The organism is Microbacterium insulae (genome assembly GCF_042677065.1).
Lineage (GTDB): Bacteria > Actinomycetota > Actinomycetes > Actinomycetales > Microbacteriaceae > Microbacterium > Microbacterium insulae.
The window spans coordinates 87,385-110,349 of record NZ_JBHTII010000002.1; the positions used below are offsets into that span (position 1 = coordinate 87,385).

The 22,965-nt window shown below is 68.4% G+C and carries 20 protein-coding genes and 1 pseudogene; 13 read left to right on the forward strand and 8 right to left on the reverse strand.

Annotated elements, in window-relative coordinates; translation table 11 throughout:
* Position 1: 1 nt before the first annotated feature.
* Positions 2 to 474, reverse strand: a pseudogene (locus ACFQ0P_RS12960) (NUDIX hydrolase).
* A 162-nt stretch (positions 475 to 636) separates the two neighbouring features.
* Here ACFQ0P_RS12960 and dnaE point away from each other — a divergent pair.
* The 5 genes from dnaE to ACFQ0P_RS12985 all read left to right on the forward strand — a co-directional run bounded on the left by dnaE (position 637) and on the right by ACFQ0P_RS12985 (position 8,137).
* The gene (dnaE, locus tag ACFQ0P_RS12965) at positions 637 to 4,107 is read left to right on the forward strand and encodes a DNA polymerase III subunit alpha (protein ID WP_378772895.1); all 3,471 of its coding nucleotides are present in this window, start codon (positions 637 to 639) and stop codon (positions 4,105 to 4,107) included.
* Positions 4,108 to 4,192: 85 nt separating this feature from the next.
* Positions 4,193 to 5,194 carry a hypothetical protein gene (locus tag ACFQ0P_RS12970; RefSeq protein WP_204979083.1) on the forward strand — a complete coding sequence of 334 codons (1,002 nt, stop codon included), beginning with the start codon at positions 4,193 to 4,195 and terminating at the stop codon, positions 5,192 to 5,194.
* A 29-nt stretch (positions 5,195 to 5,223) separates the two neighbouring features.
* Positions 5,224 to 6,561 carry a histidinol dehydrogenase gene (hisD, locus tag ACFQ0P_RS12975; RefSeq protein ID WP_204979084.1) on the forward strand — a complete coding sequence of 446 codons (1,338 nt, stop codon included), beginning with the start codon at positions 5,224 to 5,226 and terminating at the stop codon, positions 6,559 to 6,561.
* Positions 6,562 to 6,572: 11 nt separating this feature from the next.
* Positions 6,573 to 7,052 carry a transcriptional regulator NrdR gene (nrdR, locus tag ACFQ0P_RS12980; RefSeq protein ID WP_204979085.1) on the forward strand — a complete coding sequence of 160 codons (480 nt, stop codon included), beginning with the start codon at positions 6,573 to 6,575 and terminating at the stop codon, positions 7,050 to 7,052.
* 41 nt (positions 7,053 to 7,093) lie between these two features.
* Positions 7,094 to 8,137 (forward strand): quinone-dependent dihydroorotate dehydrogenase, encoded by a 1,044-nt coding sequence (locus ACFQ0P_RS12985; protein WP_204979086.1) that lies wholly within the window; start codon positions 7,094 to 7,096, stop codon positions 8,135 to 8,137.
* Here ACFQ0P_RS12985 and ACFQ0P_RS12990 read toward each other — a convergent pair.
* Entirely contained in the window at positions 8,112 to 8,696 is a 585-nt protein-coding gene (locus ACFQ0P_RS12990; RefSeq protein WP_204979087.1) for a DUF3043 domain-containing protein, read from the reverse strand. The genes ACFQ0P_RS12985 and ACFQ0P_RS12990 overlap by 26 nt on opposite strands.
* Positions 8,697 to 8,744: 48 nt before the next feature.
* Here ACFQ0P_RS12990 and ACFQ0P_RS12995 point away from each other — a divergent pair, with 48 nt between their 5' ends.
* The 6 genes from ACFQ0P_RS12995 (at position 8,745) to ACFQ0P_RS13020 (ending at position 14,675) form a co-directional block, all read left to right on the forward strand.
* Positions 8,745 to 10,145 (forward strand): dipeptidase, encoded by a 1,401-nt coding sequence (locus tag ACFQ0P_RS12995; RefSeq protein WP_204979088.1) that lies wholly within the window; start codon positions 8,745 to 8,747, stop codon positions 10,143 to 10,145.
* Positions 10,146 to 10,247: 102 nt separating this feature from the next.
* Positions 10,248 to 10,613, forward strand: a complete 366-nt coding sequence (locus ACFQ0P_RS13000; RefSeq protein WP_204979089.1) for a HesB/IscA family protein — start codon at positions 10,248 to 10,250, stop codon at positions 10,611 to 10,613.
* A 161-nt stretch (positions 10,614 to 10,774) separates the two neighbouring features.
* A complete protein-coding gene (ctaC, locus tag ACFQ0P_RS13005; RefSeq protein ID WP_204979090.1) occupies positions 10,775 to 11,668 on the forward strand; it encodes an aa3-type cytochrome oxidase subunit II in 894 nt (297 codons plus the stop codon).
* A 2-nt stretch (positions 11,669 to 11,670) separates the two neighbouring features.
* Positions 11,671 to 13,434: an aa3-type cytochrome oxidase subunit I gene (ctaD, locus tag ACFQ0P_RS13010; protein WP_204979091.1), complete on the forward strand. Its 1,764-nt coding sequence runs from the start codon at positions 11,671 to 11,673 to the stop codon at positions 13,432 to 13,434.
* Entirely contained in the window at positions 13,435 to 13,869 is a 435-nt protein-coding gene (locus ACFQ0P_RS13015) for a cytochrome c oxidase subunit 4 (RefSeq protein ID WP_204979092.1), read from the forward strand.
* Positions 13,870 to 13,871: 2 nt separating this feature from the next.
* Positions 13,872 to 14,675 carry a PP2C family protein-serine/threonine phosphatase gene (locus ACFQ0P_RS13020; RefSeq protein WP_204979093.1) on the forward strand — a complete coding sequence of 268 codons (804 nt, stop codon included), beginning with the start codon at positions 13,872 to 13,874 and terminating at the stop codon, positions 14,673 to 14,675.
* Positions 14,676 to 14,696: 21 nt separating this feature from the next.
* On the opposite strand, the gene ACFQ0P_RS13025 is transcribed toward ACFQ0P_RS13020, so the two are convergent.
* The 5 genes from ACFQ0P_RS13025 to ctaE form a co-directional block, all read right to left on the reverse strand.
* Positions 14,697 to 15,125 carry a rhodanese-like domain-containing protein gene (locus ACFQ0P_RS13025; RefSeq protein WP_204979094.1) on the reverse strand — a complete coding sequence of 143 codons (429 nt, stop codon included), beginning with the start codon at positions 15,123 to 15,125 and terminating at the stop codon, positions 14,697 to 14,699.
* Positions 15,126 to 15,267: 142 nt separating this feature from the next.
* Positions 15,268 to 17,121 carry a cytochrome bc1 complex cytochrome b subunit gene (qcrB, locus tag ACFQ0P_RS13030; protein ID WP_378772511.1) on the reverse strand — a complete coding sequence of 618 codons (1,854 nt, stop codon included), beginning with the start codon at positions 17,119 to 17,121 and terminating at the stop codon, positions 15,268 to 15,270.
* 2 nt (positions 17,122 to 17,123) lie between these two features.
* A complete protein-coding gene (gene qcrA / locus ACFQ0P_RS13035) occupies positions 17,124 to 18,203 on the reverse strand; it encodes a cytochrome bc1 complex Rieske iron-sulfur subunit (protein ID WP_204979095.1) in 1,080 nt (359 codons plus the stop codon).
* 34 nt (positions 18,204 to 18,237) lie between these two features.
* Entirely contained in the window at positions 18,238 to 19,041 is an 804-nt protein-coding gene (gene qcrC, locus ACFQ0P_RS13040) for a cytochrome bc1 complex diheme cytochrome c subunit (protein ID WP_204979096.1), read from the reverse strand.
* 20 nt (positions 19,042 to 19,061) lie between these two features.
* Entirely contained in the window at positions 19,062 to 19,706 is a 645-nt protein-coding gene (gene ctaE, locus ACFQ0P_RS13045) for an aa3-type cytochrome oxidase subunit III (protein WP_204979097.1), read from the reverse strand.
* Between the two features lie 187 nt (positions 19,707 to 19,893).
* Here ctaE and trpD point away from each other — a divergent pair, with 187 nt between their 5' ends.
* Together trpD and ACFQ0P_RS13055 are read left to right on the forward strand one after the other, a co-directional pair.
* A complete protein-coding gene (gene trpD, locus ACFQ0P_RS13050; protein ID WP_204979098.1) occupies positions 19,894 to 20,955 on the forward strand; it encodes an anthranilate phosphoribosyltransferase in 1,062 nt (353 codons plus the stop codon).
* A gap of 13 nt (positions 20,956 to 20,968) precedes the next feature.
* Positions 20,969 to 21,964 carry a PHP domain-containing protein gene (locus tag ACFQ0P_RS13055; protein WP_204979099.1) on the forward strand — a complete coding sequence of 332 codons (996 nt, stop codon included), beginning with the start codon at positions 20,969 to 20,971 and terminating at the stop codon, positions 21,962 to 21,964.
* Between the two features lie 43 nt (positions 21,965 to 22,007).
* Here ACFQ0P_RS13055 and ACFQ0P_RS13060 read toward each other — a convergent pair whose 3' ends face one another.
* Positions 22,008 to 22,940 carry a 5'-3' exonuclease gene (locus ACFQ0P_RS13060; protein ID WP_204979100.1) on the reverse strand — a complete coding sequence of 311 codons (933 nt, stop codon included), beginning with the start codon at positions 22,938 to 22,940 and terminating at the stop codon, positions 22,008 to 22,010.
* Between the last annotated feature and the right edge of the window lie 25 nt (positions 22,941 to 22,965).

A 22,965-nucleotide genomic window follows, 5' to 3' on the forward strand; every position in this document is an offset into this window, starting at 1 on the left:
GTCACCGCCCGCCCGCGAACACCGCCGGATCGTCCTCGGGCACGGCCAGGGCGATCTTGCGCACGTGCGCCGCATCCATCTCCCCCAGCTCGTGGAGCCCAGCCAGCCCACCTCGGTCAGCTCGCCGTCGGCCGGGTGCGGCTCTCCCGACACCCACGTGCACCGGAACACCAGGTCGAGGTAGTCGGCCTGATCGCCGTTCGCGTACGTGATCCGCGGAATCTGCTGCACGAGCGCGAGGCGTTGGGCGCGCACGACGACGCCGGCCTCCTCGAGGCACTCGCGAACCGCCGCGTCGGCCGGTTCCTCGCCGGGGTCCACGATTCCCGAGACGCACTGCAGCATCCCGTTGTCGGCTCGCCGCCCCACGAGCACGTCGTCGCCCCGGAAGACCACGGCCGTCACACCGACCAGGGGGAGCGGTTCCGTGCCGATCCGCTCCCGCAGCCGCAGCACGAAGTCGGGTGTCGCCATGGACCTCACCCTAACCTTGACCCTTCACTCGAACGTGAAGCGACCTGGCGCGGCGGTCCCCGGAAACCAGCGCCCACGACCAGGACTGTCCGAACCGCTCCATAGACTCGGGGGGTGGCATCCGACTCCTTCGTTCACCTGCACGTGCACAGCGAGTACTCGATGCTCGACGGGGCCGCCAAGATCGGCGCGATGACGCAGGCCGCCGCCGAGTACGGCATGCCCGCCATCGCCGTCACCGATCACGGCAACACCTTCGCGGCCTTCGAGTTCTACAACGCCGCGAAGGCCGCGGGCGTCAAGCCCATCATCGGCCTCGAGGCCTACGTGACCCCCGGCACCCACCGCAGCGACAAGTCGCGGGTGCAGTGGGGCACGCCCGAGCAGCGCAGCGACGACGTCTCGGGCTCCGGCGCGTACACCCACATGACGATGTGGAGCCAGAGCACCGCGGGAATGCACAATCTCTTCCGGCTGAGCTCGTTGTCCAGCATGGAGGGCTACTACTTCAAGCCCCGTATGGACCGCGAGCTGCTCGAGACCTACGGCAAGGGTCTCATCGCGACGACGGGGTGCCCGTCGGGCGAAGTGCAGACGCGCCTGCGCCTCGGCCAGTACGACGCGGCGCGCGCGGCGGCAGCCGAGTTCCAGGACATCTTCGGCAAAGAGAACTACTTCGCCGAGATCATGGACCACGGGCTCTCGATCGAACGCCGCGTGATGACAGACCTCATCCGCATCTCGAAAGATCTCGGCATCCCGCTGGTCGCGACGAACGACTCCCACTACACCCACCAGCACGAGGCCGACGCCCACGCCGCGCTCCTGTGCGTGCAGTCCGGGTCGACGCTGGACGATCCGAACCGCTTCAAGTTCGACGGAGACGGGTACTACATCAAGACGGCGCAGGAGATGCGTCAGCTGTTCCGCGATCATCCGGAGGCGTGCGACAACACGCTGCTGATCGCCGAGCGGTGCGAGGTCGAGTTCAACACCAGCGCCAACTACATGCCGCGCTTCCCGGTGCCCGATGGCGAGACCGAAGACAGCTGGCTGATCAAAGAGGTCGAGGCCGGGCTGCATTACCGGTACCCCGGCGGCATCCCCGACAAAGTCCGCAAGCAGGCCGAATACGAGACGGGCATCATCCTGCAGATGGGCTTCCCCGGCTACTTCCTCGTCGTCGCCGACTTCATCAACTGGGCGAAGGACAACGGGATCCGCGTGGGCCCGGGCCGCGGATCCGGTGCCGGGTCGATGGTCGCCTACGCGATGCGGATCACCGACCTCGATCCGCTCGAGCACGGCCTCATCTTCGAGCGGTTCCTCAACCCCGATCGTGTGTCGATGCCTGACTTCGACGTCGACTTCGACGACCGCCGCCGCGGCGAGGTGATCGACTACGTCACCGAGAAGTACGGCTCCGAGCGGGTGGCGCAGATCGTCACGTACGGCACCATCAAGTCCAAGCAGGCGCTCAAGGACGCCGGGCGCGTGCTCGGCTTCCCGTTCAGCATGGGTGAGCGGCTCACCAAGGCTATGCCGCCCGCCGTCATGGGCAAGGACATGGAGCTGGGGGGCATGTTCAACCCCCAGCATCCGCGGTACAAGGAGGCGTCCGAGTTCCGGGCGCTCATCGACACCGACCCCGAGGCCAAGACCGTCTTCGACCGCGCGCTCGGACTGGAAGGGCTGAAGCGCCAGTGGGGCGTGCACGCCGCCGGCGTGATCATGTCGAGCGAGCCGCTGCTCGACATCATCCCGATCATGCGGCGCGAGCAGGACGGGCAGATCGTCACGCAGTTCGACTACCCGTCGTGCGAGACGCTCGGGCTGATCAAGATGGACTTCCTGGGGCTGCGCAACCTCACGATCATCTCGGACGCGCTCGACAACATCCGCATGAACCGGGGGGAGGAGGTCGATCTCGAGCACCTCGCGCTCGACGATCGCGCGGCGTACGACCTGCTCACGCGGGGCGACACGCTCGGCGTGTTCCAGCTCGACGGCGGCCCCATGCGCTCGCTGCTGCGCCTGCTGAAGCCCGACAACTTCGAGGACGTCTCGGCCGTCATCGCGCTGTACCGTCCCGGCCCCATGGGAGCGAACTCCCACATCAACTACGCGCTGCGCAAGAACGGGCAGCAGGAGGTCACTCCGATCCACCCCGAGCTCGAGGAGCCCCTGCGGGAGATCCTCGACATCAGCTACGGCCTGATCATCTATCAGGAGCAGGTGATGGCGATCGCGCAGAAGGTGGCGGGGTTCTCGCTCGGGCAAGCAGACATCCTGCGGCGCGCGATGGGCAAGAAGAAGAAGTCCGAACTCGACAAGCAGTACGAGGGCTTCTCGAGCGGGATGAAGGAGCGCGGCTACGGCGAAGCCGCGATCACCGCGCTGTGGGACATCCTGCTCCCCTTCTCCGACTACGCCTTCAACAAAGCGCACTCGGCCGCATACGGCCTCGTCTCGTACTGGACGGCCTACCTCAAGGCGCACTATCCCGCCGAGTACATGGCGGCGCTCCTCACGAGCGTGGGCGACTCCAAGGACAAGATGGCGGTCTACCTCAACGAGTGCCGACGCATGGGGATCAGGGTGCTGCCGCCGGACGTGGGGGAGTCCATCCGCTACTTCGCCGCCGTCGGCGAGGACATCCGTTTCGGTCTCGGGGCGGTGCGCAACGTCGGTGCGAACGTCGTGGACGGCATCGTCGCGGCTCGCAAGGACGGCTCGTTCTCGTCGTTCCACGACTTCCTCACGAAGGTCCCCGTCCACGTCGCGAACAAGCGCACGATCGAGTCGCTCATCAAGGCCGGCGCGTTCGATTCGATGGGCGACACGCGTCGAGCCCTCCTCGAGGTCCACGAAGACGCGACCGAGGCGGCCGTGGACCGCAAGCGCAACGAAGCCCAGGGCGCGATCGGCTTCGACTTCGACAGCCTTTACGACCAGGCTGAAGAGGCGGTGCCGCCCAAGGTCCCGCCGCGGCCGGAGTTCGCCAAGAAGGACAAGCTCGCGTTCGAGCGCGAGATGCTCGGCCTGTACGTGTCGGATCACCCGCTCGCCGGGCTCGAGATCCCCCTCGCAAAGCACGCCTCGACGAGCATCCACGATCTGCTGTCCTCCGACGACGTCCAGGACGGCGACCAGGTCACGGTGGCGGGACTCGTCACGAGCGTGCAGCATCGAGTGGCCAAGGCCAGCGGCAACCCCTACGGCATGATCACCGTCGAGGATTTCAACGGCGAAGTGACGGTGATGTTCATGGGCAAGACCTACACCGAGTTCTCCTCGATGCTCGTGGCCGACTCGATCCTCGTCGTGCGCGGGCGCGTGTCGCGACGCGACGACGGGCTCAACCTCCACGCGCAGTCGGCGTTCTCGCCCGATCTCGGATCGACGGATGCCTCGGGGCCGCTCGTGCTGGTGATCCCGGAGCGCCGCGCGAGTGAGGCGACGGTCGGCGAGCTGAGGCAGATGCTGGACAGACACAAGGGCGACACGGAGGTCACGCTCAAGCTGCACGCGGGGTCCGTCGCGAAGGTCTTCGAGGTGCCACACCAGGTTCGTCTCACCGCCGATCTCTACGGCGAGCTCAAGGGCCTGCTCGGACCCCAGTGCCTCGGCTGACGGCGGCCGATCTCATTTCCGTCTCATACGCCGTGGGTAGCATGAAGAGGCTGCGCGCCGTCTCGCGCGGCCGGAAAGGAAGATCGTGACGGACGACCAGCGCAACGACGAGTTCGATGTCGAGGAGAAGACCACACACGCGGAGGAGCCGACGGCCGGCGATGCCCCGCAGTACGGAGTGGGGCCCTTCTCGATCCGCGAAGTCGCACTCGTCGGGATCTGGCTCGTCGCGTTCATCGTCTCGTTCTTCTCGATCAACGTGGGCAGGTTCGAGTCCGTGTGGACGTCGGCCATCCTGTGGATCCTCGCGATCTTCGTCCCCACGGCAGCCGTGTTCCTGCTCGTCCTGCGCCGCCTGTCGCCGCAGGGCATCCGCCGTGTCGGCTCGCTGGGGATCGATCAGTTCGCGTCGGTGGCCTTCTCGGTCGGAGCCCTGGTGTGGCTCCAGCTGATCTGGGAGACCGTCGAGTTCGCGATCGAGACCGGCGCGTGGGCGCGCACGTGGGTGATCTGGGTCGAGGGCGTCCTGATGCTCGCCGGCGTCGCGCTGACCGTCTTCGCGCCGCTCATCCCGGTGATCGGCGAGGACTTCCGCGGTCGCCGCGAGGTACCGGCCCACCGGTACGCTCGCCCGATCCGTCCCGTCGCTCCGCGCCCCGCGCGCGAACGCCGTCCCGACGCCGTCCCCGCGCAGGAACTCGACCCCTTCGCGCCCCCGCCGTCCGCACCCACCGCCCCGAACGCGCCCGCCGCGACGACGGGTGCCCCGCCCGCATCGACCGAGTCGCCCGAACCGACCGCGGAAACCCGCTCGTTCGCCCCGGCCCCGTCGCGCGACACCTACGAGCCCATCGAGGAGCCGTCCTCGACGGTCGAGCCGGCCGTCGAGCCGGCCCGCCAGCAGGCGTTCTGGGCTCTCGTGCCCGAAGAGCGCGACGTCGTCGACGAGATCGGCATCCCGGTGTTCCGCATTGGGCCGACGGCCTGGGCACTCGTCATCGAGGACCGCGGCGAGGTCTTCGTCGTGCGCCACGAAGACGGCCGCATCGGCTACCTGCACGACGTCGCCGACGTCACGCGCGGCTGAGCAGCCGCCGCGCCGGATAGCTTAGAAGGATGCTGCGCACGATCGACCTGCGCGGACGCACGTTCACGTCCGCCGAACTGCTTGCGACGGTGCCGCGCGCGACCGCCGCGCGCGAGGAGGCCCTCGCCACGGCGGCCCGCATCGTGGCCGACGTCGCGTCGCGCGGCGAGACCGCCTTGCGCGAGCAGGCGGAGCGGTTCGACGGGGTCACCGCGCACGCCATCCGAGTACCCGCGTCGCACATCGACGACGCGCTCGCGGCTCTCGACGCGTCGGTTCGCTCGGCCCTCGAGGAGGCGATCGAGCGCGTGCGCGCGGCATCCGCGGCGCAGGTTCCTCCGCCCGTGATGACCGAGCTCGGTCCCGGCGCGCGAGTGTCGCAGCGCTGGCAGCCCGTGCGTCGCGTGGGACTGTACGTTCCCGGCGGCAAGGCGGTGTACCCCTCGAGCGTGGTCATGAACGTCGTCCCGGCCCAGGTCGCCGGGGTGTCCGAGATCGCGCTCGCCTCACCGCCGCAGCGTGATCACGACGGCCGGTTGCATCCCGTCATCCTCGCCGCCGCCGGCCTGCTCGGGGTCGATGAGGTGTACGCGATGGGCGGAGCGGGCGCGATCGGCGCCCTCGCGTACGGCGTCCCCGCCCTCGGCCTCGATCCCGTCGACGTCGTCACCGGGCCGGGCAACAACTTCGTCGCCGCCGCCAAGCGTGCCGTGGCGGGCCGGGTGGGCACGGACTCCGAGGCCGGAGCGACGGAGATCCTCATCGTCGCCGACGACAGCGCCGATCCGGGGCTCATCGCAGCGGACCTGATCAGCCAGGCCGAGCACGACGAGCAGGCGTCGGCGGTGCTCGTCACGACGTCGCAGGAGCTCGCCGAGGCCGTCTCGTCCGACATCGGTCCCCGGGCGGCAGCGACGCGGCATGCGGAGAGGGTCGCCACCGCGCTGGCCGGCCCGCAGTCCGCCATCGTGCTCGTCGACGACCTCCGGGTGGCCACGGAGTTCAGCAACGCCTACGCCCCGGAGCACCTCGAGCTGCATCTGCGCGATCCGCGTCCCGAGGAGTTCGTCCACGCCGGGGCGGTCTTCGTCGGCCCGGACTCGCCGGTGAGTCTCGGGGACTACCTCGCCGGGAGCAATCACGTCCTGCCGACGGGCGGTCAGGCACGCTACGCCGCCGGTCTGTCCGCGTCCACCTTCCTCCGACCGCAGCAGGTCATCCAGTACGACCGTTCCGCCCTCGCGGCCGTGCGCGACGCGATCGTCACGCTCGCCGAGGCCGAGGCCCTCCCCGCCCACGGCGAGGCCGTGGTCGCCCGATTCGAGGCCGCGAGCCGCGTTCAGCCCCGCGCCGATCTCCAGGCGTAGTCTTTCCTGCCATGCACTGCCCGTTCTGCCGCCACCCCGACTCCCGTGTGATCGATTCGCGCACGAGCGACGACGGCCTCAGCATCCGCCGTCGCCGACAGTGCCCCGAGTGCGGCGGGCGCTTCACGACCATCGAGACCGCGAGCCTGAACGTCATCAAGCGATCCGGTGTCATCGAGCCGTTCAGCCGCGAGAAGGTGATGTCGGGCGTGCGCAAGGCCTGTCAGGGGCGACCCGTCACCGAGGCCGACCTCGCCGTCCTCGCCCAGACGGTCGAAGAGACGGTGCGCCAGACCGGTGCGTCGCAACTCGATACGAATGAGATCGGTCTGGCGATCCTCGGTCCGCTGCGGGAGCTCGATGAGGTCGCCTACCTGCGGTTCGCGAGCGTCTACCAGGCCTTCGACTCGCTCGAGGACTTCGAATCGGCCATCGAACAGCTGCGTGCGGATCACGTGCGCCCCGCACCCTCGGAGGCAGCCGGCGCCTGAGCCGCGCGGGCGCGCGCGGGCAACCGGCTAGCCTGGAGGCGATGTATCCCCTCCTCTTCCGGACCGTGCTGTCGCGTATGGACCCCGAGACGGCTCATCACGCCGGAATGGTCGTGATCCGCCTCCTGGGCCTCCCGCCGTTCGCGGCGATCACGCGAGCGATCACGCGGCCCGACGCCTCGCTCGCCGTATCCGCCCTCGGTCACCGCTTCGACTCGCCATTCGGCGTAGCCGCCGGGTTCGACAAGGACGCGCTCGGCGCGGCCGGCCTGTTCGCGCTCGGCTTCGGGCACGTCGAGGTCGGAACCGTCACGGCCATCCCGCAGGAGGGCAATCCGCGTCCCCGACTGTTCCGGCTCATCGCCGATCGCGCGGTGATCAACCGGATGGGCTTCAACAACCACGGCGCCGAGGCCGCCGCCCGACGTCTCGAGAGGCTTCGGCGTCGGCACCGCCGCGGCGTGCTCGGCGTGAACATCGGCAAGAGCCGTGTCGTCGACGTCGAGCGGGCCACCGACGACTATGTGAAGAGCGCCACCCTCCTCGCGCCGCTCGCCGACTATCTCGTCGTGAACGTGTCGTCCCCGAACACCCCGGGCCTGCGCGGACTTCAGGCCGTCGAGACGCTGCGTCCGCTCCTCGAAGCGGTACGCGACGCGTCGGGTTCGACCCCTCTGCTCGTGAAGATCGCGCCGGACCTGTCCGACGACGAGGTGACCCGCATCTCGCGCCTGGCGGTCGACCTCGGCCTCGCGGGTCTCATCGCCACGAACACCACGATCTCTCGCGACGGACTCGCGACGGACCCGGCGGTCGTCGCGGCGGCGGGCGTCGGAGGTCTCTCCGGCGCACCGCTGAAAGCACGCTCGCTCGAGGTGCTGAGGGTCGTGCGGGCCGTCGTCCCCGCGGATTTCAGCGTGATCTCGGTCGGCGGCGTCGAAACGGCCGCCGACGTCAACGAGCGATTGGATGCCGGGGCCACCCTCGTGCAGGGCTATACGGCGTTCCTCTACCGCGGCCCGCTGTGGGCGCGGCAGATCAATCGCGGACTGCGGAAGATCAGGACGGGCGCTGCCCCCGCTTGACCTGGGGCTTCGGAAGGCGCAGGAATCGCATCTGGACGGTGCGCATCGCCGAGTACCAGCCCAGTCCCTTCTCGATCTTGTCGGCGCCGAACTTCGTCTTCACGGCGCGCTTGACCAGGATCGACGTCAGGATCATGTCGCCGATGACGAAGAAGATGAAGATCCACAGTGCGACGAACGAGTAGTACTGGACTGCGGGCACGGGGATGAACGTCGCCAGGATGACGACCACCATGGCAGGCATCACGGCCTCGCCGAGGTGCCATCCGGCATCGACGTAGTCGCGGACGAACTTGCGCTGCGGACCCTGGTCGCGGGCGGGGAGGTACTTCGGGTCACCCGCCGCCATGCCGACGCGGGCCTTCTCGCGCGCCGCCTGGAGCTCGGCCCGCTGGCGCGCCTTCGCCTCTTTCGTGTCGGGGACGAGAGGGCGCTTCCGTGCGGCCTCCTGCTCGGCGCGGCTCGGGGTGGCGCGCCCCTTCCCCACCGGGACGCCGTTCAGGGTCGTCCCCTCGGAGGGCGCGTCGTTGGACGCGGGTGCTGCGGAGTTGTTGGCCACGATGATCCTCGGGAGTGCGGGTGACGGGGTGGACTTAAGATTACCCGCATGACCTCTGAGCTCTCCCGACAGGATTCCGTGCGCGAAGCCGCGGCATCCGGCATCCCCTCCGCCCTCGCCGACCTCGGGGCGCTCGTGCGCATCCCGTCGATCGCGTTCCCCGGATTCGACGGGGAGCCCGTGCAGCGCAGCGCGGAGGCGGTCGCCGAGCTCGTGCGCGACACGGGGCTGTTCGAGACGGTGGAGATCCGTCGCGCCGTGATCCCGGGCACGGATGAGCAGGGCAAGCCGGCCGTCCTGGCAACTCGCGCGGCGCGCAACGGACGCCCGACGATCCTGCTGTATGCGCACCACGACGTGCAGCCGGTGGGGGACGAGTCGCTGTGGCAGTCGCCGCCTTTCGAACCGACGTTGAGGGACGGTCGGCTGTACGGGCGCGGGGCCGCCGACGACAAGGCCGGGATCATGGCCCACATCGCCGCGCTGCGCGCGATGAAGGAGGCCGTCGGTGAGGACTTCGAACTCGGCGTCGCGCTGTTCTTCGAGGGCGAGGAGGAGGCGGGATCGAAGTCGTTCGCCCAGTTCCTCTCCGACAATGCCGACGCGCTGCGTGCCGATGTGATCGTCGTGGCCGACTCGGGCAACTGGGACGCTCGCACGCCCGCCCTCACCGTCTCGCTCCGCGGGAACACGCGATTCACGATGCGCGTGAAGACCCTCGAGCACGCCTCCCACTCCGGAATGTTCGGCGGGGCGGTTCCCGACGCGATGCTGGCGACCGTGAAGCTGCTCGCGACCCTGTGGGACGACGACGGCGCGGTGGCCGTAGCCGGACTCACGGAGCGGGATGCTGCGACTCCGCCGTACAGCGAGGAGACGCTGCGCGACGAGGCGGGCCTGCCCGAGGGGGTGTCGCCGATCGGGCGGGGCACCATTCTCAGCCGCATCTGGAACAAGCCGTCCGTCACGGTCACCGGAATCGACGCCACGAGCGTCCGGGATGCGTCGAACACCCTCATTCCCGAGGTCTCCGTCGTGATCAGCGCGCGGATCGCTCCGGGCCAGCCCGCGCGCGAGGCGTACGCCGCCATCGAAGCGCATCTGCGCGAGCACGCCCCGTTCGGCGCCGAGCTCACCTTCAGCGACCACGACTTCGGCGACGCGTTCCTCGTGGACACGTCCGGCTGGGCGGTGTCAGCGGCGCGCGAGGCGCTGAGCGAGGGCTACGGTGTCGAGCCGGTCGACATCGGCGTGGGAGGCTCCATCCCGTTCATCGCCGACCTCGTCCGCGAGTTCCCCGGTGCGCAGATCCTCGTCACGGGCGTCGAGGATCCCCACGCGAAGGCGCACAGCCCCAACGAGTCGCTGCACCTCGAGACGTTCCGCAACGCGGTGCTCTCCGAGGCGCTGCTGCTGGAGAAGCTCGACCGCCGCGATGCGGGGGAGTGAGCGGCGCAAGCGGGCGACACGCCTCGCTCGCAGCCCCCTTACCGAGAACGCGCGTAGAATCGCAGCATCCCGCCGCTGTCGCGGCCCGTTCCGAGGAGTGCCATGACCGACACCGCACTGTCGACCGACCAGCCCGTTCGCGAGCACGGCGTCCTGCTCACGGACGCGGCTTCGCTCAAGGTGAAGAGCCTTCTTTCGCAGGAGGGTCGCGACGATCTGCGCCTGCGCGTCGCCGTCCAGCCCGGCGGATGCAGCGGCCTGATCTACCAGCTGTACTTCGACGAGCGCTACCTCGACGGCGACAAGACGGTCGACTTCGACGGCGTCGAGGTGATCGTCGACGACATGAGCGTCCCCTACCTCGACGGAGCGACGATCGACTTCAAGGACACCATCTCGGAGCAGGGGTTCACCATCGACAACCCCAACGCCGCCGGCAGCTGCGCGTGCGGCGACAGCTTCCACTGATCCGCCCGGATTTCCGCCAGGCCCGGTGCGCTCGCATGAGCGCCCGGGCCTGCGTTTTTTAGGGTCGGCTCACCCGATACAACCTGGGCGGTTGGCCCGAATAGCCTGAGCGCTTGCCCTAGACTGAGGAGAGTCCTTCTCACGACCCGGAAAGGTGCACCGTGCCCTCGAAACGCCGAATCCGCTGGGCCGCTCTCCCCGTCGGGATCGCTGCGGCGGCAGTCCTCGCCGGGTGCACCCCGACGGAGCTGCACGGCTTCCTGCCGGGCTTCGTCGAAGACGGCACACCTGCCACGAACCACACCGACATGGTCGCCGGACTGTGGGTCAACTCGTGGATCGTGCTGCTCGCCGTCGGCATCATCACGTGGGGACTCATGGGATGGGCGGCGATCGCCTATCGCCGCCGCAAGGGTCAGGTGGGCCTGCCGGTCCAGCTGCGCTACAACATGCCGATCGAGATCTTCTACACGATCGTGCCGTTGATCCTCGTGATCGGCTTCTTCGCCTTCACCGCCCGCGATCAGGCCATCCTCGAGACCCAGACCGAAGACCCCGACGTCTCGATCGTCGCCATCGGCAAGCAGTGGTCGTGGGACTTCCAGTACGACGGCGACACCGAGGATGAGACGGTCTGGTCGATGGGCGTCCAGGCGCAGACCGACGACCAGGGCAACATCACCAGCGAGCTCCCGACCCTCGTTCTGCCGGTGGACCAGACCGTGAAGATCAAGCTGCAGTCGCGCGACGTGATCCACTCGTTCTGGATCATCGACTTCCTGTACAAGAAGGACATGTACATCGGGAAGGACAACTACTGGTCGTTCACGCCCACGCGTGAAGGCGAGTACGCCGGGAAGTGCGCGGAGCTCTGCGGCGAGTACCACTCGATGATGCTCTTCAACGTGAAGGTCGTCAGCGACGACGAGTACGAGCAGTACCTCGGCTCCCTCCGCGCGGCAGGTCAGACGGGCGACATCAACGACGAGTACGACCGCCTCCAGAACCTGCCCGGCACCGGTGGGACGCCCGAGGACGAAGAGGGAGACAACTGATCATGGCGACGACGCTTCCGCTTCAGGGGCAGACCCAGGGTCGCCCGACGACGCTGCCGCCTCGCCAGGCCGCACTGCTCAGCGCCTCGCGCGTCGAGCAGAAGGGCAACATCATCGTCAAGTGGATCACGTCCACCGACCACAAGACGATCGGCTACCTGTACCTCATCTCCTCGGTGCTGTTCTTCCTCCTCGGCGGGGTCATGGCGCTGATCATCCGCGCCGAGCTCTTCGAGCCCGGGATGCAGATCATCCCGACCAAGGAGCAGTACAACCAGCTGTTCACGATGCACGGCACGATCATGCTGCTGATGTTCGCGACGCCGTTGTTCGCGGGCTTCGCCAACGCGATCCTCCCGCTGCAGATCGGTGCCCCCGACGTCGCGTTCCCGCGACTGAACGCCTTCGCGTTCTGGCTGTTCCTGTTCGGCTCGACGATCGCCGTCGCCGGCTTCCTCACCCCGCAGGGCGCCGCCTCGTTCGGCTGGTTCGCCTACCAGCCCCTGGCCAATGCGAGCTTCTCACCGGGGGCCGGAGGCAATCTGTGGATGCTCGGCCTGGGCATGAGCGGATTCGGCACGATCCTCGGCGCCGTGAACTTCATCACGACGATCATCACGATGCGCGCGCCGGGAATGACGATGTGGCGCATGCCGATCTTCTCCTGGAACACCCTGGTCACCAGCATCCTGATCCTGATGGCCTTCCCGGTGCTCGCCGCAGCCATCCTGGCCGCGGCCGCCGACCGCGTTCTCGGCGCCCACATCTACGACCCGGCGAACGGCGGCGTGCTCCTGTGGCAGCACCTGTTCTGGTTCTTCGGGCACCCCGAGGTGTACATCATCGCGCTGCCGTTCTTCGGGATCGTGTCGGAGATCTTCCCGGTCTTCAGCCGCAAGCCGATTTTCGGGTACAAGACACTCGTTTACGCGACCATCGCGATCGCGGCGCTGTCGGTCGCGGTGTGGGCCCACCACATGTACGTCACGGGCGCCGTGCTGCTGCCGTTCTTCGCCCTGATGACGATGCTGATCGCGGTGCCCACCGGCGTGAAGATCTTCAACTGGATCGGCACGATGTGGCGCGGCTCGGTCACGTTCGAGACGCCGATGGTGTTCGCCCTGGGCTTCCTGGTGTCGTTCGTCTTCGGCGGGCTCACCGGCGTCATCCTGGCCTCGCCGCCGCTGGACTTCGCGCTCTCCGACTCCTACTTCGTCGTCGCCCACTTCCACTACGTCGTGTTCGGCACGGTGGTCTTCGCGATGTTCGCCGGCTTCTACTTCTGGTGGCCGAAGTGGACGGGCAAGATGCTCAACGAGCGTCTCGGGATCGTCCACTTCTGGCTGCTGTTCATCGGCTTCCACATGACCTTCCTCATCCAGCACTGGCTGGGAGTGGACGGCATGGTGCGCCGCTACGCGGACTACTCCGAGGCGGACGGGTGGACGTGGCAGAACCAGGTCTCGACCGTGGGTGCGATCATCCTCGGCGCCTCGATGATCCCGTTCCTCCTCAACGTGTGGATCACGGCCCGCAAGGCACCGCGCGTGACCGTGAACGACCCGTGGGGCTACGGCGCCTCGCTCGAGTGGGCGACGTCCTGCCCGCCGCCCCGCCACAACTTCACGTCGATCCCGCGGATCCGCAGCGAGCGTCCGGCGTTCGACCTGAACCACCCGGAGGCGGGGATCCCGGTCGGCGTGGGGCCGGCGAAGGACGCCCCCGAGGCCCCCGTGGTCGACATCGCCGAGGGAGAGGTCAAGTAAGTGCGCACCAACACCGGACTCTGGTGGCTGCTGGCCGCGTTCTTCCTGCTGGTCGCCGTCGTCTACACGACGTGGAACATTATCGCCCACCCGCAGCTGCCGATCGTGAACGCGATCGAGTGGGTCGGCACGGTGGCGCTTCTCTTCACTGCGTTCATGGGCGCGCTCATCGCGTTCTACATCGGCCGTGTGCACAAGGCCCAGGGCGGCGAGCTTCCCGAGGACGTGCTGACGTCGGACATCGATGACGGCGACCCCGAGCTGGGCGAGTTCAGCCCCTGGTCGTGGTGGCCCATCGTGCTCGCCTTCTCGGCGGCGCTGGCCATGATCGGCCTCGCCGTGGGCACGTGGATGGTGCCCATCGGACTGGGCGTGTTCCTCGTCGCGATCGTCGGCTGGGTCTACGAGTACTACCGCGGGTACTTCGCGCGCTGATCGTGCCGACGCCTCGCGTACGGCTCCGTGCCGCCGCCGTCTCCGACGTGGGCGTGCACCGGACCGTCAACCAGGATGCCGCGTTCACGGCTGCGTGGGGCAGCGCTGTGGCGGACGGCGTCGGAGGGGGCCCGGCGGGAGATCTGGCGTCTGCGGCACTCGTCCACCGGCTCGCCGCCGGCCGGGTCGACACCGTCGACGCCGAGTCACTTGCGGTGAGCGTGCGCACCGCGAATTGGGATCTGCGCGCCCACGTCCAACGTGATGCGTCCCTGACAGGCATGGCGACGACGTTCACCGGCGTCTTCGTCTCGGCCGTCGGCACGGTTCTGCTCGCTCACACCGGGGATTCCCGTGCGTATCTGCTCCGCGACGGCATGCTCGTGCAGCAGACGCGGGACGACTCGTACGTGCAGGCGCTCGTCGATCGTGGGCTCGTCGCGGCAGAGGACGCAGCATCCCACCCTCGGCGCAATCTCATCACGGCGTCGCTCAGCGGAGGCGAACGCGACCGCGTCGTCGTCGTCGAGCACGATGCCCGCCCGGGCGACCGCTGGGTGCTGTGCAGCGACGGTCTGAGCGACTACGTGCCACACGCCGAGATCGCCGCGGCGGTCACCCACAGCAGTGCCACGCAAGCCGCGTCTGTGGCCGTTTCCGAGGCGCTGGAGGCGGGGACGCGCGACAACGTCACGGTCGTCGTGTGCGACGTCGATCTCGACACGGAAGGCGTGTCACCCGAGCGGGAGACTTCGTTCTACGGCGCCGCGGCCGTCCGCTTCACGGAGAGTCTCGAGTCGGCCTGACTCGCACCGTACGCCGACCGGCTAGGCGCCCGCCGCGGAGGCGGGTTCGCGCACGACCATGACCTGCGGATCGAACGTGCGGGGGAGCGGCCCGCCGTCATTCTCGGTCGGCTGTCCCTCACGAACCCAGTACTCGTAGCCGCCGATCATCTCTCGCACGTCGAAGCCGGCAGTCGAGAAGGCCAGCGCACCCTTCGCACCGCCGTTGCACCCGGGGCTCCAGCAGTACACGACGACCGGCACCGATCGGTCGAGTTCTTTCGTCGCGCGGTCCGCGATCTCCGCGTGCGGCATGTGCAGGGCACCGGAGATCCGCCCCTGGGCCCAGGCGTCATCCCCGCGCACATCGACGAGCACGAACCGCTCGCCCGCCTTCTGGGCGGCGTACACGTCGGAGGCGTCCGTCTCGAGTGCGAGTTTGGCGGCGAAGTAGTCGCGGGAGCTGATCATGCCTTCACGCTACGGGGACGACGGCGCGGTGTGCTGTCCGCGGACAGCCATGCTCGCGCGCATTCCTGCCGAAGACGACGGATGCCTCGGCACCGTTACCGTGAGGTCAGGTGCCGAGGCATCCGATCTGATCGGTACCGACCTACTGGTCGGACTCCTTCTCGCGATTGCGCGGCTTCTTCGCGCCATCGTCCGTCACGATGATGTTCGACGGGCGCACGGCCGTCTCGGAGTTGTGTCCGTCATCGATGGGCTTGTGGGGTGCGTCCGGCACGCCGGCTCGCTCGTGCGCCCCCTGCAGCTCGAGGTCCTCTTCGGCGGCGATGTGCTCGAGCGCGTGGTGCTGGTGCGCGAGAGCCTCGTCGAGTTCGGTCTGCGTGACCGGAGTGAGGCGATCCTCGAAGAACCAGCGTGAGAATCCTGCGCGAAGGTTCTGGTGCCAGGGGATCTGGCCCTTGGCGTTCGGGCGCACCACGAGAGGCTCGTACGTCTCGAAGTCCACCAGCTTGTATCGCTCGTACTCGTCGACGGGCTGGTGCACCTCGATGTACTCGCCGCCCGGTAGGCGGACGATGCGACCGGACTCGTAGCCGTGAAGCGCGATCTCGCGGTCCTTCTTCTGCAGGGCGATGCAGATGCGCTTGGTGACGAAGTAGGCCACGACAGGACCGACGAACAGGAGTGCCTGGAGGGTGTGGATGACCCCCTCCATCGTGAGCCAGAAATGGGTCGCGATGATGTCGGAGGATGCCGCAGCCCACAGGACCGCGTAGAACGTGACGCCGGCCGCGCCGATCGCCGTGCGGGTCGCCGCGTTGCGCGGGCGCTGCGCGATGTGGTGCTCGCGCTTGTCTCCGGTCACCCACGCCTCGATGAAGGGGTAGATGAGCACGACCAGGATGAACAGCCCCAGACCGACCAGCGGAACGAGGATGTTGAACGACCACGTGTGGTCGAGGAAGACGAACTCCCACCCGGGTGGAATGAGGCGCAGGGCACCGTCGGCGAAGCCGATGTACCAGTCGGGCTGCGTGCCCGCCGACACGGGGGACGGGTCGTAGGGGCCGTAGTTCCAGATCGGGTTGATCGTGAACAGAGCGGCGATGAGGGCGATGAAGCCGAAGGTGATGAACAGGAAGCCGCCCATCTTCGACATGTACACCGGCATCATCGGGTAGCCCACGACGTTGCTGTTGGAGCGGCCCGCGCCGGCGAACTGCGTGTGCTTGTTGATGACCATGAGCATCAGGTGAAGCACCAGCAAGCCGACGAGGATCGCCGGGAGCAGGAGGATGTGGAGCGCGTAGAGGCGTCCGACGATCGCCGTGCCCGGGAACTCGCCGCCGAAGAGCAGGAACGACGTCCACGTGCCGATCAAAGGGATGCCCTTGATCATGCCGTCGATGATCCGCAGGCCGTTGCCCGACAGCACGTCATCGGGGAGGGAGTAGCCGGTGAAGCCCTCGCCCATCGCCAGGATGAACAGGACGAAGCCGATCACCCAGTTGAGCTCGCGCGGCTTGCGGAACGCGCCGGTGAAGAACACGCGCAGCATGTGCACGCCGATGCCGGCGACGAACACGAGCGCAGCCCAGTGGTGCATCTGGCGGACCAGCAGACCGCCGCGGAGATCGAAGGAGATCTCGAGCGTCGATGCCATCGCCGCCGACATCTCGATACCCCGCATGGGCAGGTAGGCGCCGTGGTAGTGGGTCTCGACCATCGAGGCCTGGAAGAAGAAGGTGAGGAACGTGCCCGTCAGGAGCACGACGACGAAGCTCCACAGCGCGATCTCGCCGAGCATGAACGACCAGTGGTCGGGGAAGATCTTGCGACCGAGCTCCTTGACGAAGCCGGAAAGGCTGGTGCGCTCGTCGATGTAGTTCGCCGTCGCGCCGACGAAGCGTCCGCCCAGGGGCTTCTCGCGGGGGGCCCTCGGCTCGGCGTACGACGCCGGCGCCTGCGTCAGGTTCTCAGGGGGGTGCGTGGTGGTCATGATCAGTGACGCTCCCAGAAGCTCGGGCCGACGGGTTCGGTGAAGTCGCTCCGCGCGATCAGGTAACCCTCGTCGTCAACGGTGATCGGCAGCTGCGGCAGCGGACGGGCGGCGGGTCCGAAGATGACCTTGGCGGCGTCGGTGACGTCGAACTGCGACTGGTGGCAGGGGCACAGCAGGTGGTGGGTCTGCTGCTCGTACAGCGCCACGGGGCATCCGACGTGCGTGCAGACCTTCGAGTAGGCGACGATGCCGTCGTAGGACCAGTCCGCGCGCTCGGGCGACTCGGTGAGCTGTTCGGGAAGAAGGCGCATCAGCAGGACGATGGCCTTCGCCTTCTCTTCGAGGTATCCGTCGGAGTGCGACAGATCGGCGAGGTCCTCGGGGATGACGTGGACCGCGGAGCCGAGGGTGACGTCGGCGGCGCGGATCGGCTCGCCGCTGGGGTCGTGCGCGAGCCGCGTGCCCTCCTTCCACATGGTGTGGCTGAGGAGATAGACCGGGTCGCCGCCGTGCGGGTGCTCGGGGGTGTTCTCGGGAGCGAGACCGCGGAAGAGCACGATCGCCGGCGCCACCGAAGCCACGAGCGCCGCGATCATGGAGTTGCGGATCATCGTGCGGCGTCCGAAGCCGGACTCCTCGTTCGCGTCGGAGAACGCCTGGATCGCCGCCGCACGCGTCGTGTCGCGTCCGCGCGTCGCGTGGCGGGGCTCCACGAACTCCTTGTCGGACATGATCGCCTTGGACCAGTGGATCGCGGCGATGCCGATCGCCAGGAGCGCCAGCGCGATCCCGAGGCCGATGAAGAGGTTGTTCTGCCGGATGTCGATCATCCGGCCGCTCTCGATGGGGAACAGCATGTACGCCGCGACGGCCCAGATGCTGCCGGCGATCGAGAGGTAGAAGAGCGTGTAGACCGTCCGCACGGCGCGCTTCATCGCGACCGGGTCCTTGTCGGTCATCCGCTCGCGGTGCGGCGGGAGCTCCGGGTTGCGCACCGGGTCGGTGACCGCGACGGCGAGCCCGGGGGAGGGCTTCCAGGAAGCCCTCTCGAGCTCGAGCGGGTCGTCCTCGTGTGCCATGCTGCTCCTCGTCAGTTCTTGCGTGTCAGTGCGTTCAGTTGGACTTCGCCGTGATCCACACGGTCAGGGCGATGAGGCCGCCGATCCCGAAGATCCAGATGAACAGGCCTTCGGAGACGGGTCCGAGTGAGCCCAGGGTGAAGCCACCGGGGGACGTGGTGTCCTGCAGGAAGAGGAGGTACGTGATGATGTCGCGCTTCTCCTCGGTCGTCAGCGTCATGTCGTTGAACACGGGCATGTTCTGAGGACCGGTCACCATGGCCGCGTACATGTTCAGCGGCGTGGTGTTGTAAAGGGCCGGGGCGTACTTGCCCTCGGTCAGCGCGCCGCCGGCACCGGCGACGTTGTGGCACATCGCGCAGTTGATGCGGAACAGCTCGCCGCCCTCGGATGCGTTGCCTTCACCGTCCAGGACCTCGGGATCGGGGTACGTCGGCCCGGGCGCGATGCTCTGGATGTACGCGCCGACCGCGGCGATCTGCTCCTCGGTGAACTGCACGGGCTTCTGCGGAGCCTGCGGTCCCTGCATCTGGAGGGGCATGCGGCCGGTGCTCATCTGGAAGTGCACCGCCAGCTCGCCGACGCCGTAGAGCGACGGGCCGTCGGCCGTGCCCTGGACGTCGAGTCCGTGGCAGGTCGCGCAGTTGGCCTGGAAGAGCCTCTCGCCGTCTTCGACGGTGGATGCGCTCACGACCGTCGCTTCGGTGTTGGTCGCGGCGACGGCTGCGGACGCGCCGGCATAGACACCGCCGGTGATCAGGAGGCCGATGCCGATGAGGGCGGCTGCGGCCCAAGGGCTGCGACGGCCTTTCGAGCGGCGCGGGGTCTCACGTGCCATGTCGGGAATCAGCTCCGCTCTTATTTCAGGAAGTAGATGACGAGGAACAGCGCGATCCAGACGACGTCGACGAAGTGCCAGTAGTACGACACGACGATCGAGGACGTCATCTCTTTGCGCCCGAAGTTCTTGACCGCGTAGGCCCGGCCGATGACCAGGAGGAACGCGATGAGGCCGCCGGTCACGTGCAGGGCGTGGAAGCCGGTGGTGAGATAGAAGGCCGACGCGTAGGAGTTGGCGTCGATCGGCATGCCCTCGGCGACGAGCTGGGCGTACTCCCACACCTGGCCGGACACGAAGATCGCGCCCAGGGCGAAGGTGAGCCAGAACCACTCGACCATGCCCCAGCGCTGCCAGAACGAGTTCGACTTCACGGTGTAGGGCTGGAAGCGCTCCGCGGCGAACACGCCCATCTGGCACGTGACCGAGGACAGCACGAGGATGATCGTGTTGACGGTCGCGTAGGGGATGTTGAGAAGCGCGGTCTCCTGCGCCCACAGATCGGGGGAGGTGCTGCGCAGGGTGAAGTAGATCGCGAAGAGGCCCGCGAAGAACATCACCTCGCTGCCCAGCCACACGATGGTGCCGACGGCGACCGGATCGGGCCGCTTGACGGACCGCATGGCCTGGGCGTAGGTCGCTGTAGTGGTCGTCACGCTCCCCATTATGGCCGATGGTGCGACCCGAGTTTCCCATCGGGAGGCAAGTCGTGATCTCCGGTAGAGCTTAGGCGACCCTAAGAGAACCACGGGAGTTCACCGTGAACATGCGATGAGGACGCAGAACCGCGGGAAGCGGCATCCCGTGTCACGAAACGGTTCCGGTTCGGGGGCGCGGCTAGGCTTCTGCGTTATGGCGGAGCTGTACACCTGGCCGGGCATCCTCACGACCCTCCTGGAGAGGCAGGATCTGAGTGTCTCGGAGTCGACCTGGGCGATGCGTCAGATCATGTCGGGCTCGGCGACGCCCTCGCAGCTCGGCGCGTTCCTGGTGGCGCTGCGGGGCAAGGGCGAGACCGTGGACGAGATCGTCGGATTCCGCGACGCGATCCTCGAGGCTGCGCTGCCGCTGCGGGTGGACCCGGCCGTGCTCGACATCGTCGGCACCGGCGGCGACCGCTTCGGCACCGTGAACGTCTCGACCATGGCGGCGCTCGTGGCCGCGGCATCCGGCATCCCCGTCGTCAAGCACGGCAACCGCGCCGCCAGCTCCTCGTCCGGCTCGTCGGACGTGCTCGCGGCGCTCGGCGTGGACCTGTCGCTTCCGCCGGAAGCCGTCGCGGAGGCGCTCTCGCGAGCGGGCATCACGTTCGCGTTCGCGGCGGCCTTCCACCCCGGGTTCCGTCACGCGGGGCCCACTCGGAGCGAGCTCGGCGTGCCGACGGTGTTCAACTTCCTCGGCCCGCTGTGCAACCCCGCCCGCGCCGAGGCCAATGCCGTCGGCGTCGCGCACCTCGATCGCGTCCCCCTCATCACCGGCGTGTTCCGTACCCGCGGCGCGACCGCCCTGGTCTTCCGCGGCGACGACGGACTGGACGAGCTGACCACCACCGGTCACAGCCGGCTGTGGGAGGTGAGCCGCGGCGACATCCACGAGCACGACCTGGATCCCCGTGATCTGGGAATCCCGCTCGCGGATATCGACGATCTGCTCGGGGCCGATCCGGCGCACAACGCTCAGGTCGTGCGCCGCGTCCTCGCGGGGGAGGAGGGGCCGGTGCGCGACATCGTGCTCCTCAACGCCGCAGCGGGGATCGTGGCCTACCGCCTCTTCCGGGATGCCGCGCAGGTGCAGCGCCCGATCCTCGAGCGGCTCGCCGAGGCGAGGGACGATGCCGCAGCGGCGATCGATTCGGGCGCCGCCACGACGACGCTGGATCGCTGGGTCGAGGTCACGCGCGACCTGGCGCCCTGACCGAGGGCCACCCGTGAACCCGCACGACGCGCTCACCGAGATCGCCACGCTGCTCGAGCGGGAGCGATCGTCGCGCTACAAGTCCAAGGCGTTCCGCGCTGCCGCCGACGCGATCGCGGAGCTGACCGACGAGCAGCTTCGGGATGCCGCATCCCTCCGCCGTCGCAAGGGGATCGGCGACTCCTCCTTCGCGGTCATCCAGGAAGCGCTGGCGGGGAACGTCCCCGCCTACCTGAGCGACCTGCGGGAGCGCGCGGGCGTTCCCGTGGCGTCCGGTCTGCGGGCGAAGCTCCGCGGCGACCTTCACTCGCACAGCGAGTGGTCGGACGGCCTGACGTCGATCGACCTCATGGTGGCGGCCGCCCGCTCGCTCGGACACGAGTACCTCGCGCTGACGGATCACTCGCCCCGTCTCCGTGTGGCGAACGGCCTCTCGCCCCAGCGGCTGCGCGCGCAACTGAAAGTCGTCGCCGGAATGAGCGGCGACGGCTTCACCCTGCTGTCGGGCATCGAGGTCGACATCCTCGACGACGGTTCGCTCGACCAGGAGCCCGACCTGCTCGACGAACTCGACATCGTGGTGGCGTCCGCGCACTCGAAGCTCCGGATGGAGCGCGGGCCGATGACCCGGCGCCTCGTGGCGGCCGCGTCCGATCCGCGAGTGGACGTGCTCGGTCATGTCACGGGACGACTGGTCGAGGGGTCACGGGGGACGAGGCCGCAATCGACGTTCGACGCGGGCGCCGTGTTCGAGGCCTGCGCCGCGCACGGCGTGGCCGTCGAGATCAATTCCCGCCCCGAACGGCAGGACCCGCCCGATGAGCTCATCGCGATGGCGCTGCGGAGCGGATGCCTCTTCTCGATCGACTCCGACGCGCACGCCCCGGGACAGCTGTCACTGCTGGATCACGGTGCAGCGCGCGCCGAGAACGCCGGGGTGCCGGCGGACCGCATCGTGACCACCTGGCCGCTCGATCGACTGCGCGAGTGGACCAGCCGGCCGCGCTGACCTGCCGCCGACCCTGAGGCGCTGGAGGATCTGGGGAGACTGATCAGTCGGAGCCGACCCCGTCCAGCGCGTCGATGATCCTCGACATAGACGAGCCCAGTGCCCATTGCCCGGCGAGCGCTTCCGCGTCGGCCCGGCGGCTGTCGTCGAGCGAACGCAGCCGGGCGTCGACCTCCGGAAGCGGCAGGTCCCGCACGACCTCGACGACGGTCGGCGCGACGGCCAGATAGGGACGACCCGCGTCGAGCTTGGCACGGACGCCGGCGGACATTCCTTCGCCGGACTCTGCCGCGGCGAGGATCCCGGCGAGATCGCCGTGCGCGGCGAGCAGACCCGCCGCGGTCTTCTCGCCGATGCCCGCGACGCCCGGCAGTCCGTCGGACGAGTCTCCGCGCAGCGTCGCGAAGTCGGCGTATTGGGAAGGCAGCACGCCGTACTTCGTCACGACGGTGGCGTCGGTGACGACCTCGAGGTTGCTCATGCCGCGCGCGGTGTAGATCACCCGCACCCCTCGATCGTCGTCGACGAGCTGGAACAGGTCGCGGTCGCCCGTGACGATGTCCACCGGCAATACTGCGCGGGTCGCGAGGGTGCCGATGACGTCGTCCGCCTCGTGTGCCTCGTGCCCGACGATCACGATGCCGAGGGCGTCGAGAGTTTCGCGGATGACCGGCACCTGAGCCTCGAGAGGGTCGGGCACGACCTCGACGTCGGGGCCGGTGGCGACGACCTCGGCGACGCGGTGGGTCTTGTACGTGGGGATGAGGTCGACGCGCCATTGCGGACGCCAGTCGTCGTCCCAGCACGCGACGAGATGCGTGGGGCGATAGGTGGTGACGAGCCGCGTGATGATGTCGAGGAATCCGCGCACCGCGTTCACCGGCGTCCCGTCCGGCGCCTTCACGGTGTCGGGCACGCCGTAGAAGGCGCGGAAGTACAGGCTGGCGGAGTCGAGGAGCATGAGGCGGTCGGTCACGCGCCTCATCCTGGCACGGGGGCCC